Source organism: Granulicella sp. S156 (assembly GCF_009766105.1).
Taxonomy (GTDB): domain Bacteria; phylum Acidobacteriota; class Terriglobia; order Terriglobales; family Acidobacteriaceae; genus Granulicella.
This window is the reverse complement of sequence record NZ_LMUH01000009.1, coordinates 401,362-417,147: the sequence shown is the minus strand read 5'-3', so window position 1 is coordinate 417,147 and position 15,786 is coordinate 401,362. Positions and strand designations below refer to the sequence as shown.

Genomic DNA, 15,786 nt, shown 5'->3' with positions numbered 1-15,786 from the left:
TGTAATGCAGAAATAGATCACACCAAATCTGTCATCTCGACCAAGGGCGCTTTTGGTCGAGATGGCAGATTTGGGATAGCACCGAAAACATCCATTATCTGAGATCTGGCAACCAGCGTTCCTCATGAATGGCATACGTATTGCCGTCACGATGAATGCGGATGAACCCAGGAAAGTTCAAGTGCATGCCGCCTATCAGGAGATTGTCGGTTGCCACCTTATCGAGGAGCCGCGTGCGTGTCTCGGCAGTCTGCCTGCGATCGGTATCGAACGCGAGCGTGACCTCAGGCCTTGGAATCTGAATATCCGGCCAGTGGGCAATGCTCCCTTACGGATGCAAAGGCGGGGTCTGTGCACGCAGCCATTGCAGAAGCCCGACCGGATCATCCGTGATGATGGCATCGACATGCGCATCAGCCATCTTCTTCCAGCCTTCTTCTGTGTTCACCGTATAGGGAGCGACCTGCACCCCTGCCGCGTGAGCCGTCGCAACCTCTTCCGGCGTTACCAGGCTCTGGTCCGGGCTCAGAATGTCCGCCCCGGTGATCTTCGCGATATGAGCGAAGCTTTTATCCGGGTCAGTGAGGCCCATGAAGCTGTCATACTTCGCCTGCCCGAAGAGTGCCGACAGACGGATCTTCGGGTCCAGCTTCCTCATCGCCAACAACGTCCTGAAGTCGAAGCTCTGCAGAATCACGCGCGACTCCAGATGGTGCCGCCGCACTGCCTCGTCGATCATCTGCACGAACACCTCCGGTGTTGGCGTGATCTCCGGGTGATTCGGGAAGATCTTGGTCTCGACGTTGTACTCAAATGTGCCCTGCGGAGCCAGGTTCAGTACTTCTTCAAAGGTCGGGATCGTAGTGTGCGGAACCGCTACCTGGTGCGGAAAGGCCGGCAGGGTCTTCGACCCGCAGTCGTACTGCTTCAACTCCGCCAGCGTGAGCGAATGGATCAACGTTCCCGGAGGGAGTGCCGGTCCTACGCACTGCCGCTCATTCGCCAGAGCCGCAGCCATGCGCGGATCGTCTGAGTGCATCTGCGTCAGGTACGGCGAATGCGACACGACCAGGACATTGTCCTTGGTCACAGCCAGATCAAGCTCGAGAACATCGGCTCCGTGCTGGATCCCGAACTCAAACGACGGGATGGAGTTCTCCGGTCGCGCCGCACGTCCTCCGCGATGCGCATGAACCAGGATCGTCTGGGCGGCCAAAGGCATAACTCCGAGAAGCAAAGAGGCTGCAAGCTTTTTGTACATTCGGACAGCTTCAACTCTTTCAGTTACAGGATGATAAACCGTCCGTAGAGGCGGTGGCAGCGGAAAGGGGTTCTCCTTGTATCGGGTGCGAATGACATAAATGCGCCCTTAGTGGGTACGGGGTAATCAGAGAATTCTAGAGATGTGGCTCGCATGATCTCTAGAATTGTGGGTGGCAGTGATACTCGGCAAATCGATCATCTCATCGCAGTTTGATGTCACTTGGGCTATGCCCCTCGAAACGCTGTTCCGTCTCTTGGCGTCTAATAAAAGCATGCTCAAGTGCTCTTCCTTTGGCGGTCCGGTTCTGCTGGCGGCACTCCTCGCTGCGCCTGTGTGCGCACAGACACATCGCGTCGCGGCCCCCGAGCACGTGACACGAGCCGTCGCCATCTATGAGTGGACAGGCGATCTCGCAAAGCCTACCGCCGCACGACTTGTTCCCGTGTCGCTCTTCATCAACGGCCACCTCGAAGATGCCGGGGTATACCTCACGCAGCCCATCCCCTTCGCGCTGCAGACCGGCAACGTGTACTCCATTGAAGAGGCAGGACGCTCGGAAGGCACAGTGGACCTCGAGTATGCACGCAACGTCGTCACACACCGCTCGGCCACGGATGACAACCCTGTAACCGCCTGGTTCGGCTATGGCAACTTCAAGCCAACACCCGCCGAACCGAAGGCTCCCGCCCTGCACGCCTCCGCGCACCCCGCGGCTATCGTTGCGAGCTCCGACCCCGACAGACCACACTTCGCCGGAAGGTCCGCACCGAGCACTACGACCTCTACTACCTCACCCGACAAAACCACTCCCGCGACTTCGGACTCGACAAAGCCAACGGACGACGATCCCGACAGACCTCACATGACGCGCCGGGACAACAGCGATTCTGGAAGCACTTCCGGGAGCACTTCCACAACGACCTCGACCGGCGACGTGCCAGCCGACGATCCAGATCGCCCCACCCTGCGCCATCGCGATCCCAAGCAGGACGCCCAGCGTCGCAAGCAAGACAGCGGATCAGCAGTTACCGGTATGAGCACATCGTTGAACGATGACCCCAGCCGTCCAACCATGCGCCGAGGCAAGCCGGCGGGCCTCACTCCTACAGCAGAGCTCAAGAGTCTGCCGCCCAATCTGCATCAGGTCGCTGCCGTCTCCGACGCCGCGAACCGTGAACCTCATCTCTTCGCGCGGGAGTGGGCCACTCCCACGGAGCGCGCCGCGACACTGATCCAGTTCCAGACACTTGCCCAACCCCGTGTCGCCAACTACATCACGATCAATCACCTCACCCTTCCGCCAACCGCTACAACACCTGCTGCGAACCAAACGCCTAAAACAACAGCCAGGAAGAGTACCCATCGGAGCACCGCCGCGAAGGCCGCGCCCATACCCCAAACTCCGCCGCCGGTTGTACTCTCCAACGAGCAGCTCACGCCCTATACCTTGAGCTACGACGGCCTGCCAACGTTCGTGTACACGGCAGAGGTAGCCGTCACAACAGGCGGCCCTGTCTATCTCACGCTGGTCGCGCAACACCTTCCCTCGGGAGACCTACAGGTCTCCCTCAGTTCGATCACTGATGCCACACACCTCGATCGCACGCCCTGGATGCGGCTGGTCGATGCCGTCGACCCGGACGCCGGGCACCGGGCCAGCCTGCTCTTCGAGCTGCGTGCGCAATCGACACGCCAGTTCGCGCTCTACCGCCTGACCTCCGCCACAGCCGAGCAAATCTTCGTCTCCGGTGTCATTGAATAGAGGCAACCCGCGCCAGGTGATTCCTGCCCCACCCGCAGATGCTCTCCAACACCGGTACCAGAGTCATCCCGTACTCCGACACGCAATACCGTACAGACCGCGGCCTACCCTCTTCCTCCTGCCGCAACAAAATCCCGTCGCTCACCAGCTCCTGCAGATGACGGATCAACATTCTCTCGGTAATCTCCGGAATCTGGCGACGCAGTTCACTCGGGCGCAACGGCGTCGACACAAGATGCCACAGGATCGTTCCCTTCCATCGCCCGTCGATCACCGATAGCATCGCGTCGATGGGGCACGGTGATCTCTCCTTCTTCGAAACTGCCATCTGCCCACCTCCGTGCCTGACAAATTTGTCAGCACACCTCTCTGAAACGGCAATGCCCTGCAGCGAATCAGAAGCCTGTACGCAAACCAGGAGTCTGCCGTCATGATCTTCTTCAACCTGTTCACTATCCTCTGCCTTGGCCTGCTGATCGGCAACGAGCTTACCGTCTCCCTCTTCATCAACCCCGTCATGCAGCAACTGGATCCCCGTCCGCGAACCCAGGCTCTCAGTCTCTTTGCGCGGCTTCTAGGCAAGGCGATGCCATTCTGGTACGCGCTCTGCCTACTGCTTCTTCTCGCGGAAACAGCTCTCTATCGCCACGAGACAGTATTCCCCTTCCTGATCATCGCTTCCAGTCTGTGGGCGGCAGTCATCGTCTTTACCGTCACCACGCTTGTTCCGATCAATAATCGGATCGCCGCGCTGCCGCCCGAGGCTTCGCCCTCGAGCTGGCAGAAGGAACACCGCCGCTGGGACATCCTCCACCGCTGGCGCGTTGGCGTGCTCACCTTCGCCTTCGCCTGCGCTGTGTACGCTATGCTCACCGCGCACCAACTCGCTACACTATGCAGATGAGCATTTTGCCACAGATCGCCCTTCTCTTCCCTGGCCAGGGTTCCCAAACCGTCGGCATGGGTCGCGCGCTATACGACACGTTTCCCGCCGCCCGCGCGGTCTTTGAAGAGGCCGACGACGCTCTCGGTTTTGCCCTGTCAAAGGTCATCTTTGAAGGCCCTGAGGAAGAGCTCAAACGCACCGAGCATACGCAGCCGGCGATCCTCACGGTATCGACAGCAGCCCTGCGCGTGCTGGAGCCGGAGTTGAAGTCGCGCGGCTTGTCCATCGCCTTGGCCGCAGGGCACTCGCTCGGGGAGTACTCCGCGCATGTTGCCGCAGGCACCTTCAGCTTCGCCGACGCGGTGCGTACCGTACGCCTGCGTGGCCAGTTCATGCAGTCAGCCGTGCCCGCAGGCCAAGGAGCCATGGCAGCGATCCTTGGCCTACCTGTAGAGCAGATCAACGACATCTGCGCACGTGTCGCCGACGAGTTGACCCAGGCGCCTCCTCAGGACCCCGGCAACCCCAGCTCTCAGGCCTCCGCCGCAGTGGAGGCTCTCGCCGACCCTAATAACCCGGCCAGCACTCCCGTCGAGGCCGCATCACGCGTCGGCGCCGTCGTAGCACCCGCCAACATCAACTCGCCCGACCAGATCGTCATCTCCGGCACCGCTGCCGCCGTCGAGCGTGCCGCAGCCCTCTGCAAAGAGGCAGGAGCCAAGCGCACCGTCATGCTTCCGGTCAGCGGCCCCTTCCACTCCGCGCTCATGCAGCCCGCGCAGGATGAACTCACCAGCCGCCTGGAATCCATCGCCTTCGCCGATCCAGCCTTCCCCGTCGCAGCAAATGTCGACGCCCGCCTGATGACCCGTGGCTCCGAAGTCCGCGACGCGCTCATACGGCAGGTAACCGGCGCTGTTCGCTGGGTGGAGTGCATCAAGCTGCTACAGCAGAGCGGCGCAACGCACTACATCGAAGTCGGCCCCGGCAAGGTGCTCAGCGGCCTCAATCGTCAGATCGACCGCGCTCTCGCGACAACAAACATCGAAGATCCCGCGAGCCTGGAGAAGACGCTCGCCGCTTTTGCCTGAGCAGCGCTGTGCTGTTCCCGAATTCATGCAGAGAGGCGCGGCCCATGGGCCGCGCCTCTCTTTGTTTTGCCGCAACGTCCGTTTACTTCGCGTCCGTCACTAGCGTTCCATGGATATCCCGCACCTCGACCGGCCCGAGACCCGCATCCTTCAACTGCGGCTCAATCTTGGCACGATCGCCCGCCGCCACGATGATGAGTTCATCAGGATGCACGTCCTCTTTCGCAACACGCGCGACGTCAGCCGAAGTTACCGCGCGATACTTCGCGGGAAGCGCGGCGTAGTAGTCGAGCGGGCGTTCGTAGAGGAAGATCGAGCCGATCGAACCGGCAATCGAGTAACTCGTCTCAAACTGACCCGGCAGCGACTGGATGCGAGCGACCTTTGCCTCGTTCAACTCGGCGTCGGTTGGTGGTGTGGAGGGGAAGCGTTTGATCTCACCCATCAACTCCTTGGCAGCCGCACCAGTCACGTCGGTACGAACCAGGCCCCCCGCCTGAAACGGTCCGATGCCGCGATAAGACGCGTAGCGTGAGCTTGCACCATAGGTATAGCCGTGCACCTCGCGCAGGTTCATGTTGATGCGGCTGGCAAAGCTGCCGCCCAGTGTGTAGTTCATCACCTGGACCGCCGGTAGGTCAGGCGAGTTCGCAGGAACACCTGTACCGAATGCAAACAATGCTGTCTGCGGGGCTCCGGGCTTGTCGATGATGACCACATGCGTCGGCTGCAACTCTGGGGCAGGAGGCAGAGTAATCGCCGCTGAGGCGTTGCCCGTCCAGCCGCCGAAGTACTGCTCTGCCAGCTTCTTCGCCTCAACCTGGTCCACATCGCCGACCAGTACCAGCGCCGAGTCCGCAGGGCCATAGTGGCTGGCGTAGAAGCTCGACACGTCGTCGCGCGTCAGCGCAGTGACACTCTCGGTCGTACCCGTCTCCGAGTTTCCATAAGGCTGGTCGCCATAGAGCAACTTAGGCCCGACGCGGAAGACCATGGCCGAAACCGAATCGCCCTCCTGCGCGATACCCACCAGCCGCTGTTTGCGCAGCCGATCCAGATCCTCGGCCTTGAAGGCGGGATGCTGAATCACATCCGCGAACAGGTCCATCCCGGCATGCTCATGGTTGGTCAGCACCGTCATGCCGGCCGTCGCGCCATCCATGGAGGTGCTCACAAACACACGCGTTCCAATGCGCTCCTGCGCGTCGGCCAGTTGTTTCAGATCGCGCGAGGTAGTCGCCTCGCCCATGGTCTGTGCCGTCAGTGATGCAAGCCCGGCTTTATCTTGAGGGTTGTTTTCACTGCCGGCACGCGCTACCAGTGACGCCGCCAGAATCGGCAATGACCTGTCTTCCACCACGAACACCTTCAAGCCATTGGCCAGGGTGAAGGTCTGTGGAACCGGCAGATGCACCGCTACCGGAGGGCCAGCCGCAGGCGGCGTCTTGCGCCAATCCTGCGACTTCTCAAACTCCGGCGTGTATGGGTTGGTGATCTTCACCTCTGCATCGGTGTTGTCGGGGCTTCGCGGAACATCGTGCAACACCTTTTCGCCGGGAACGCAGTACACCACGACAGAGGAGTCCTTGGTGAAGTACTTCGCCGCTGCAGCCTTTGCACTGGCGGGAGTCACAGCCTCAATCGCCGCGATATCCTTGGGCAGATAGCCCGGGTCGCCGGTGTACTGGTTGTAGCTGTCCAACGTGTCCGCCACGCCACCGAAGCCGCCCAAGCGCTGCAAGCCCTCGATCTTCCCTGAGAGATTCGTGGTCTTGTAGGCCTCGATCTCCTCAGCAGTCGGCCCTTCTTTCTGTAGCTTTGCAATCTCGCTCCAGACCGTGGCCTCCAGGTCTTCGAGCTTCACGCCAGGCTTGGCCGTTACACTGCAGCCGGCCATCCCGGTCAGCTTCAGCGAATCCACGTCGCACTCGACGCTCTGCGCGACCTGCGCCTTGTAGACCAGCGCGTTATCCAGGCGGCTGACCTTCGCGCTTCCGAGCGCAAACATCGCTGCGGCGATGTCATAAGAGCCCGGCGTATAGGCCGCAGGTGTGAGCCACCCAATCTGCAACCGTGGCAGCTTCACCGTATCGGTAATGGTCTGGCGCTTCTGCGAAGTAATCGGGGGCGTCACCACATTCAGAGGTTCAACCTTCGGCCCCTGGGGGATCGGCCCAAAGTACTTCGTCAGCAGCTCCTTGAGCTGTTTCGGATCGAAGTCGCCGGCAATCGCGATCGACGCGTTATTGGGTGTATAGAACTGCTGGTGGAAGTCACGGATATCGGCGATGCGTGCAGCTTCGATGTCAGCATGGCTACCCATCACGCTGCCGTAGTAGGGGTGCCCCTGAGGAAACAGCAAGTGGAAAGACGCTTCATCGGCAACGCTATAGGGCCGTCCTTCTCCCTGCCGGCGCTCGTTGCGCACCACGTCGCGCTGGTTCTGCAGCAGCTTGCGATCCAGACCCTCCATCAGGAAGCCCATGCGGTCGCTCTCCAGCCACAATCCGAGTTCTAGCTGATTGGCTGGCAGTGTCTCAAAGTAGTTGGTACGGTCGAAGTCAGTCGTCCCATTGACGTCCGTCGCGCCCGCGCCCTGCACAAACTTGATGTGCGCCTTCTCGCCCACATGCTCGGAGCCTTCGAACATCATGTGCTCGAACAGGTGCGCGAACCCCGTGCGTCCAGCGCGCTCATTCAGCGGCCCTACGTGATACCACAGGTCGACCGCGACCAGCGGCAGCCGATGATCCTCATGCGTGATGACCTTCAGCCCGTTGGGTAGAGTATAGGTTTCGTATTTGATCTCCGGCAGCTTCAGCTTGCCGTCCGTCTGCGCTATCGCAGATCCGCTCACTGCAAAGCATACGGCCATCGCCGCTGCCAGGCACTTCCTTAAGCTCATTGACGTCACGATCATTCTCCTCGGAAAGAACAGAACCCAAAAGCACAAGCGCAGCAAACCAGTGGAGTGCGCGCTCTTCAGAATAAGCTGATTAGCGAATAGACGATTCGCAACACAACAGGTTATGCAGGAAAACGATTATTCCTGCACTGTAGCACCGGAGCCCTCCAGTGCTGCCAGCCGCTCCTCCAGCGAGCGTACCAGCTTCTCCAGCTCTTCGACACGCTGCGCAAGACCTGTAGCTGGAGCCTCCTCGCGGGGCGGAGCGCTCATAGCCTCACTGACGGCTCCAGACAGCAGATGCACCCACCGCACCTCACGTGCACCGGACTGCCGCGGCAAAACAGCGGTAAATGGTTCTTCGCGCCCAGCCAGCCGTTCCAGCGTCGAAAGTACCGCATTGTTGTCGTCAAACGAATACAGCCGTTCTGTCCGCGCACGGAGTTCCGCAGAGGTCTGCGGTCCCCGCAACAGCAGCAGACAGATCACAGCCACTTCATCACGGCGCAGATTCAGCACATCGCGCGTGCGGTGCTCGAACTTCGAGACGCGCGTATCCGCAATGGTCCTGGCCAATCCCAAGCCCTCAAGATCGAACAAAGCCGTGCGCACATCCGCCTCGCCGAGCTCCATCACCGGATCACGGCTGCTCTTCTGATTGCATGCATTCACCAGGGCATTCAGGGATAACGGATAGTATTCCGGTGTCGTAATCTCTTTTTCCATTAGAGACCCGAGCACACGCGCTTCTACTACATTCAGTTCGACCATAACTTCATGCTATCGAAGCCGCCCTTCCTCGGGCGCATTTTCTGTTTGAGAAACAACACGTACTTTTGTCGCCTTGCATACAGCAGGAAGAACTTTGCGAGACTTTGATTTTTTAGAGATGATATTTTGTGTCCCGCTTACCTCTTTATTCCGCGCTCGCTCTCTTCGCTGTCTTCTCCGCAGTTCACGCACAAACGGAGAAAGTAGAATCGCCTCGTCAATTGCACTGGCCGGAGGCGCATCTTACCTGCACCCGCACTGGCCCCACCGTCCGCTGTACTGCGGACGGTGACGGCAGTGTTGTCATCGATGGACTAAACGGCATTCACCCCCATGGCAGCATCGCCATCGTCAGCATCCACGAACGCACAGGCCTCATGGATACGACTGGCCACATGATCTTGCCCGCCACGTATTACGACATCAGCCCTTTTGAAGGCGATGGCCCACCACTCTTCCGGCTATCTCAGAACGACAAAAGCAGTGAATCCTCTCCGATACTTGAAGGGATCTGCGATGCCACAGGCCGCATTCTGATTCCTCTCGAATACGAAGGCATCCGCTATATCCCCAAGGTCCAACGCTTTGTCATCAAGCAGCACGGCAAGGAATCGCTATTAGACAACCACGGCCAGCCGATCAAGGGCACCACTTACGACGACATCGACGATCCCCGCTTCTCCGACAAAGCCGACAGTTCCCTTCTCTGGACAGTGCGACAAGGCGATCAGCACGGCGCTATGGATCCAACCAGCGGGCGCCTCGTCATCCCACTCGGGAGTTGGAATCTTCGTAACCACGGCCCTTTCATCCTTGCCGAACAAGAACAAGACGATGCCCAGGGAGCTTTCGATAGCCAGGGCAAGCCCGTCCTCCCTGTCACCACGGACCAGCGTGTCTCCTGGTGGCCCGAAGGCAAGTTGCTCATCGTCAATACTTCGGACACTAGCTACGCCCTGGACACTCAACTCCACGAAGTGATCCCACAACATCGCTTCGATACCCTGGACCCTCTTGGCACTCGTCTCGCTGCCTACAAAGACCACAAAGGGGGCCTCCTCGACTCGCAGCTCCAGATCAAGGTGCCGTTGCAATATGCAGGAATCGGCAAAATCACTGCCGGACCCAACACCTTATTCGTCCCGCATATCACCGACACAAAGGGTGCGAATCAATTTGGGGTCATAGATGGCGACGGCAAGGTTCTTGTTCCCCTCGTATGGGACAACCTGGACCTCACCAACCTTCGTCCACCAGCATCGACACCTGGCGACGAAACCCGGCCGGAGGTTCCTGCCTACTTTCTCGTCTCCAAAAACGATAAGTCCGGGCTGCTCTCACCTGCTGGCGCAGTCTGGATGCCTGCGGAGTTCGACGCGATCACTGCTATTGACCGCGATGATCCGCGCCTCGTTGCTACCAAAGATGGCCATGACGAACTGATCGATGGCTGGACCGGCAAGGTGCTGCTACCTCCCATCTATGACCATCTCTCGTTGCTCAGTGGCTTCGAATTGATCTTCGCCGTCAAAAACGGCAAGGTTGGAATTTTGACGGAGACAGGAACTCCTCTCGTTCCCTTTCTCTATGACAAGTATGTCGATTCCTCCGGCATGGATAACGATGTGCTGCTTTCTCTCGGCGAAAAGACGGTTAAGCTGCAGCTGCATCGCAACCCCGATGGCAGTTGGACCGCTCAACCAGCCAGTGGCTCAGTGCTCGACGCTCCCAGCGATGACAACCCTATAGCGAAGATAGTGAAAGCTGCCATCACAGAACGTTACCTACCCGAGAACTACTCCACAGAAAAGCAGGTCCTCGACGGCTTTCGCAATGGAGATCTACGAGAGGCCGTATGGCCCGGCCTACAACTGTCCGACACGCAAGGATTCATCTTCTTCGGGGAGTTTGCCAAAACCCAAACTCCTCTCCTGCCCAATACCTTTATGCGCTGCCCTGCTACCGATGGATTTGCACTCGTCGATGCTCCAATGAAGGCCAATCAGGAAGCATGCCAGAATAAAGCTCTTCGTCGCTTCACCTTCAGGCGCACCGGACCCGATACCCTGCACTGCGAAGAGTGCACATCGCTCGCAATCCCCGATACCTGGGTCCGCCCAAAGTGAGTCGAAACAAGGCTTTTAGGCTGCTGTTCAACAAAACGGCACCTGTAATAGCCCCGTCCACTAAAATAGAGGGTATTGTGAGTTCTACCTCTCAATTCGGGGTATCAGGCTTTTCCGAAAAGTTTGATGTGCTTGTGGTCGGCGCCGGACATGCCGGCTGCGAGGCTGCTGCTGCTGCTGCACGCATGGGCCTGCGTACAGCGCTCTTCACCCTGAACCTCGACCTGATCGCGCAGATGTCCTGCAACCCGGCCATCGGCGGCGTCGCCAAGGGACACCTGGTACGCGAGGTCGACGCCCTCGGCGGCATCATGGGCGAAGTCGCTGATTCCTGCGGCATCCAGTTCCGCCTGCTCAACACCTCCCGCGGCCCCGCCGTCTGGAGTCCCCGCGCCCAGTGCGACAAAGCCCTCTACCGCGTAAAAATGCGCGAGAAGCTCGAAAGCATCCCCAACCTCTTTATCAAGCAGGCTGAGGTGGTGGACCTGGTGATCGAGGAATCCGCGGATACAGCGTCTTTGCGCGAAGCGCGTGTGGCCCCGCGCCCAGCGGTCACCGGTGTGCGCCTGCGCGATGGTCGTACCATCTCCGCCCGCGCCGTCATCGTCACCACCGGCACCTTCCTCAACGGCCTCATCCACTGCGGCGAGCAGCAGTACACCGCCGGCCGCTCTGGCGAGCCCGCCAGCGTGCTCCTCGGTGAGTCGCTCAAGAAGCTTGGCCTGCGTGAGACCCGCCTGAAGACCGGCACACCACCACGCCTCGACGGCCGCACCATCGATTGGGACAAGTTCGAGGAGCAGCCCGGCGACACAGATCCCACGCCCTTCAGCTTCCGCTCCGCACCCACGGACGGCGAACCCACGTGGACTCCGCCGCTGCGCCAGATCTCCTGCCACATCGCAACGACCACACCCGAGACACTGCAGCTCATCCGCGACAACGTTCATCGTTCGCCGATGTTCACCGGCCAGATCGAAGGCATCGGCCCACGCTATTGCCCGTCGATCGAAGACAAGATCGTCCGCTTCCCTGACAAGACCTCACACCAGTTCTTCCTGGAACCCGAAGGCCTCAACACACACGAGGTCTACATCAACGGCATGAGCACCTCGCTCCCGATGGAAGTCCAGTCCGCCATGGTGCACAGCATCCCCGGCCTCGAGAACGCCGAGATGCTGCGCCCCGGTTACGCCATCGAGTACGATGCCATCGATCCCACCGAGCTCGACCGTACGCTGCGCGTCAAGAAGTTCGATGGCCTCTACCTCGCCGGACAGATCAACGGAACGTCCGGCTACGAAGAGGCCGCCTGCCAGGGCCTGATGGCCGGCATCAACGCTGGGTTATTTGCTCGGAGAACGGAAGAGGCCTTTACTCTCGACCGCACCGAAGCCTACACCGGCATTCTCATCGACGACCTCATCTCCAAGGGCACCGACGAGCCCTACCGCATGTTCACCTCACGCGCCGAGTTCCGCCTGCACCTGCGCATCGACAATGCCGACACCCGCCTCACCCCGCACGGCCGCAGCCTCGGCCTCATCGACGACACCGCCTGGGCCGCCTTCGAAGCCAAGCAAGTCCGCGCCATCGCCTTTACGCGCCTGCTCGAAACCGCACGCCTGACCGACACCGATCTACAGATCCTTGAAGCTCAAACGCTCGCCGCTAATAGCTCTGCAGAACCCACACCTGCACAGTCGTTTACCAGGGGCGATCTCTTTAGCCAGCTCCTCAAGCGCCCCGCGATCACCATCGAGCAGCTTCTCCCCTCGCTGCTTGCGCGCATGACCGCTCCCGAGTTCGCACCGTGGCTCTCGGCCCTCGCTGCAGCCAGCTACCCAGAGACGCTCCCCGCGTGGGTTCGCAACGAGATGAAGACCGTCGAGACCGGCATCAAGTTCGCGGGCTACCTCGCGCAACAGCAGCGTTCCATGGAGCGCCTACGCAAGGACGAGGCACGTCCCATCCCTGACTGGTTCGATTACCGCGCCTGCAGCGGCCTCTCCCGCGAGATGGTCGAAAAACTCAGCCGCGTCCGGCCCAGCACCCTGGGACAGGCCAGCCGTATGGCCGGAGTCACACCGGCCGCCGTCACCCTCATCCAGTGCCTTCTCGAGATCCAGCTTCGCGGCCAAATCGCCTAGAACTACAGCTGTACTTACAAACCTGCCCCCAAAGCCTGTCATTTCGACCGACCAACGGGAGCGGAGAAACCCCTGTATTTCGCAGATGCTTGTACCACCGAAGAAGCTAAAGGAACACGCTCTGCTCCTTTACCAAGGATGCCTGCCGCTACCACAAAGCATGTTCTTGCTGCAGGCAAGCCGTGTCCTTGTGGACATCGCGCAATACAGGGGTTTCTCCACTCCCGTTGGTCGGTCGAAATGACAGGCTTTAGCGCGGGCTCATAAGTACATCTGCAGTACTAGAACACAACTCCCTACAGCATTTGTGACACACTAAGCGCAGCTGTGAGTTACCGCCGTCACATCGCATCGTTCGCCCTGATGGTGTTGCCGGTCTCCGCTGCGTCCTCGCAACAGCCCAACTCTCCGCCTCCGATCACTAAAATCAACGGTGAAAACACCCTCGCGGTTAAGGTTAGGGTCGTAGCCATCACAGCGCTTGCCTACGACACCTGGGGCCGTCTGGTCGGCGGCCTCAGCAAGGACGACTTCCTCCTCACCGAGGATGGCAAGCCGCAAACGATCCGCTACTTTGACCGCGACAGCAACCTCCCTATCACCATCGGCCTCATGGTCGACACCAGCGGCAGTCAGCGTGACTACGCCGAAGAGGAGCGCCGCGCCAGCGCCACCTTCCTCCAGGCGATGCTCACCAAACCCAACGACAGGGCCTTCGTCGAACGCTTCGACACCCTCGCGGTCCTCCTGCAGCCGATGACCTCCGACGTCGCGAAGCTGCAAAGCAGCCTGAAACTCCTCACCGCCCCCATCCCTCAGAACCCGAAAGTCGGGACGCTGCTCTTCGACGCCATCTGTATCACAGCCCAAAAGGTCGTCAGCAAAGAACCCGGCCGCCGCGCCATCGTCATCCTCACCGATGGTGACGACGACGGCAGCACCAACAATCTTGCGTCCGCCATTCACGAGGCGCAGCTAGCCGATGTTGCGGTCTATAGCGTGCTCTACACTCCCGAAGCCTTCGGCGGGTCCATCCATGGACACACCTCCGGAGTCGACATCATGCGGCAGATCTCAAATGCCACCGGAGGCCGCCTCTTCATCGTGACCACGGGCACACCCATCGAGCGCATCTATGCCGAGATCGAAGCCGACATGCGCACCCAATACCGCATCGGCTACACGCCCCCGGACTCCCCACCCCACCAGTTTCACAAGATCGAGCTGAAGGCCCGCGACCAGCTGATCTCCGTCCAGGCACGCACCGGCTACTACAGTCCCGAATAAGGCTCCCCCTGTTACTTCCCAGTAACACCTCTAGTAACCCTTGAGGGCGGGGTTAACTACCTTGGTTCACCCCGTGCCCCACCCCGTCTCCTGTTCCCTAATCCCTGTTTCCTGTTTCCTGTTTCCTGCCTTACCGGGTATATGCTTGGGCTCGTACCTGAAAGGGTTTTCAATGCCTGTGCTCTATGTTTTCGTCGCCATCATCCTGCTCTTCCTGCTGGTCACCATTCTCAAGACCCTCTACACCGTCCGCACCGCGACGGCCGGCGTCGTCGAGCGCTTCGGCAAGTTCAACCGCATCACCCGACCGGGGCTGCACTTTCTCTTCCCGTTCGCCGAGCGCGTCTACTTCGTCGATCTGCAGGTCAAACAGGCACAGTTTTCCGTCGAGACCAAGACGCGCGACAACGTCTTCGTGCAGATCCCCGTCAGCGTGCAGTATGTGGTGCTCGACGACAAGATCTATGACGCGTTCTACAGGCTCAGCATGCCGCAGAAGCAGATCGAGAGCTTCGTCTTCAACTCGATCCTCGGCCACGTTCCCAAACTCACCCTCGATGAGACCTTCGAGCAGCAGTCCGGTATCTCGGTCGCCGTCAAGATCGAACTCGACGCCATTATGTCCGGCTTCGGCTTCAACATCCTTACCGCGCTGGTCACCGACATCATCCCCGACATCAAGGTGAAGGCCGCGATGAACGACATCAACGCCGCCCAGCGCGCGCAAGTCGCCGCGCAGGCTCGTGGCGAAGCCGAAAAGATCCTCAAGGTGAAACAGGCCGAGGCCGAAGCCCAATCGAAGGCGCTCCAGGGCCAGGGTATCGCCGCAGAACGTCAGGCCATCATCGACGGACTCTCAGCGTCCATCGAACACTTCCAGAAGGGCGTTCCAGGAGCCACCTCCGAAGACGTCATGGCTCTCGTCCTGCTTACGCAATACTTTGATACTCTCCGCGATATCGGTACCCGTGGCGGCACCAACACACTCTTTCTCCCCAACAGCCCCGGTGCAGCAAGCGATTTCCAAACACAGATTCTGGCAGGTCTACGCGGCGGTCACGCACCCTCACCAGGCATCGACGCCGCCCGCGCCGTCCTCCCACCACGTCCCGAGAATCCGCCGGCCCCACCCGTAGGCACTCCTGGAACGCCTAATCCCTACACCGGCCAGTAACCATCGGCGTCCGGCTCAACAAGACAAAGGGGTGAAGGCTCGACCTATCGGTTACGCAATCGATAGGTCGGGCTTTCACCCCTTTACTTCGTCTCTGCAGCCTTCTCTTTCGCGATCTGCTCGGAATGCTGATGCGCCTCGCGCGAGCGTTCTTGCGCAAGCCTGGACTGCTCATGCGCGGCGAGATGATCGTTCTGGTTGTGCGAAGCCGCAGCGGCCTCGTGCGCATGCGCGGCCTGCATGTGGCGCTCGGCAGCGGCAGAGTGTTGAGTCGTTGGCATCGGAATAATTCTCCTTCCCCTGCTTGGATGCCGTTCCGGAGAGCGGCGTTTTTGCCACAGTGAGAAGGAAGCAGGTTCCCTCCCATTCG

At 60.0% G+C, this 15,786-nt stretch carries 12 protein-coding genes; 7 read left to right on the top strand and 5 right to left on the bottom strand.

What is annotated here, in order from left to right; translation table 11 throughout:
• Window positions 1–328: 328 nt before the first annotated feature.
• Window positions 329–1,222 carry a glycerophosphodiester phosphodiesterase family protein gene (locus tag GSQ91_RS09315; RefSeq protein ID WP_254064457.1) on the bottom strand — a complete coding sequence of 298 codons (894 nt, stop codon included), beginning with the start codon at window positions 1,220–1,222 and terminating at the stop codon, window positions 329–331.
• A gap of 313 nt (window positions 1,223–1,535) precedes the next feature.
• Here GSQ91_RS09315 and GSQ91_RS09310 point away from each other — a divergent pair, with 313 nt between their 5' ends.
• Window positions 1,536–3,026, top strand: a complete 1,491-nt coding sequence (locus GSQ91_RS09310) for a hypothetical protein (protein ID WP_158821256.1) — start codon at window positions 1,536–1,538, stop codon at window positions 3,024–3,026.
• Here the strand turns inward: GSQ91_RS09310 and GSQ91_RS09305 are convergent.
• Window positions 3,016–3,354, bottom strand: a complete 339-nt coding sequence (locus GSQ91_RS09305; protein WP_158821255.1) for a helix-turn-helix domain-containing protein — start codon at window positions 3,352–3,354, stop codon at window positions 3,016–3,018. The genes GSQ91_RS09310 and GSQ91_RS09305 overlap by 11 nt on opposite strands.
• Before the next feature lie 102 nt (window positions 3,355–3,456).
• On the opposite strand from GSQ91_RS09305, the gene GSQ91_RS09300 reads away from it, so the two are divergent.
• Together GSQ91_RS09300 and GSQ91_RS09295 are read left to right on the top strand one after the other, a co-directional pair.
• Complete coding sequence (locus tag GSQ91_RS09300) at window positions 3,457–3,930, top strand: DUF1772 domain-containing protein (protein ID WP_158821254.1); 474 nt, start codon at window positions 3,457–3,459, stop codon at window positions 3,928–3,930.
• Window positions 3,927–5,003: an ACP S-malonyltransferase gene (locus GSQ91_RS09295; RefSeq protein WP_174240663.1), complete on the top strand. Its 1,077-nt coding sequence runs from the start codon at window positions 3,927–3,929 to the stop codon at window positions 5,001–5,003. Before GSQ91_RS09300 ends, GSQ91_RS09295 begins: the two co-directional genes overlap by 4 nt.
• A gap of 82 nt (window positions 5,004–5,085) precedes the next feature.
• Here the strand turns inward: GSQ91_RS09295 and GSQ91_RS09290 are convergent, their stop codons facing one another.
• On the bottom strand, window positions 5,086–7,908 hold the full coding sequence (locus GSQ91_RS09290) for a pitrilysin family protein (RefSeq protein WP_254064456.1): 2,823 nt from the start codon (window positions 7,906–7,908) through the stop codon (window positions 5,086–5,088).
• 138 nt (window positions 7,909–8,046) lie between these two features.
• Window positions 8,047–8,679 (bottom strand): YceH family protein, encoded by a 633-nt coding sequence (locus GSQ91_RS09285; RefSeq protein WP_158821251.1) that lies wholly within the window; start codon window positions 8,677–8,679, stop codon window positions 8,047–8,049.
• Window positions 8,680–8,807: 128 nt separating this feature from the next.
• Here GSQ91_RS09285 and GSQ91_RS09280 point away from each other — a divergent pair, with 128 nt between their 5' ends.
• The 4 genes from GSQ91_RS09280 (at window position 8,808) to GSQ91_RS09265 (ending at window position 15,416) form a co-directional block, all read left to right on the top strand.
• Window positions 8,808–10,805 (top strand): WG repeat-containing protein, encoded by a 1,998-nt coding sequence (locus GSQ91_RS09280; protein ID WP_158821250.1) that lies wholly within the window; start codon window positions 8,808–8,810, stop codon window positions 10,803–10,805.
• 77 nt (window positions 10,806–10,882) lie between these two features.
• Window positions 10,883–12,955, top strand: a complete 2,073-nt coding sequence (mnmG, locus tag GSQ91_RS09275) for a tRNA uridine-5-carboxymethylaminomethyl(34) synthesis enzyme MnmG (protein ID WP_158821249.1) — start codon at window positions 10,883–10,885, stop codon at window positions 12,953–12,955.
• 327 nt (window positions 12,956–13,282) lie between these two features.
• Window positions 13,283–14,242: a VWA domain-containing protein gene (locus GSQ91_RS09270; RefSeq protein ID WP_158821248.1), complete on the top strand. Its 960-nt coding sequence runs from the start codon at window positions 13,283–13,285 to the stop codon at window positions 14,240–14,242.
• A 172-nt stretch (window positions 14,243–14,414) separates the two neighbouring features.
• Window positions 14,415–15,416: an SPFH domain-containing protein gene (locus GSQ91_RS09265; RefSeq protein WP_158821247.1), complete on the top strand. Its 1,002-nt coding sequence runs from the start codon at window positions 14,415–14,417 to the stop codon at window positions 15,414–15,416.
• Window positions 15,417–15,499: 83 nt separating this feature from the next.
• On the opposite strand, the gene GSQ91_RS09260 is transcribed toward GSQ91_RS09265, so the two are convergent.
• Window positions 15,500–15,697 carry a hypothetical protein gene (locus GSQ91_RS09260; RefSeq protein ID WP_158821246.1) on the bottom strand — a complete coding sequence of 66 codons (198 nt, stop codon included), beginning with the start codon at window positions 15,695–15,697 and terminating at the stop codon, window positions 15,500–15,502.
• Window positions 15,698–15,786 lie beyond the last annotated feature (89 nt).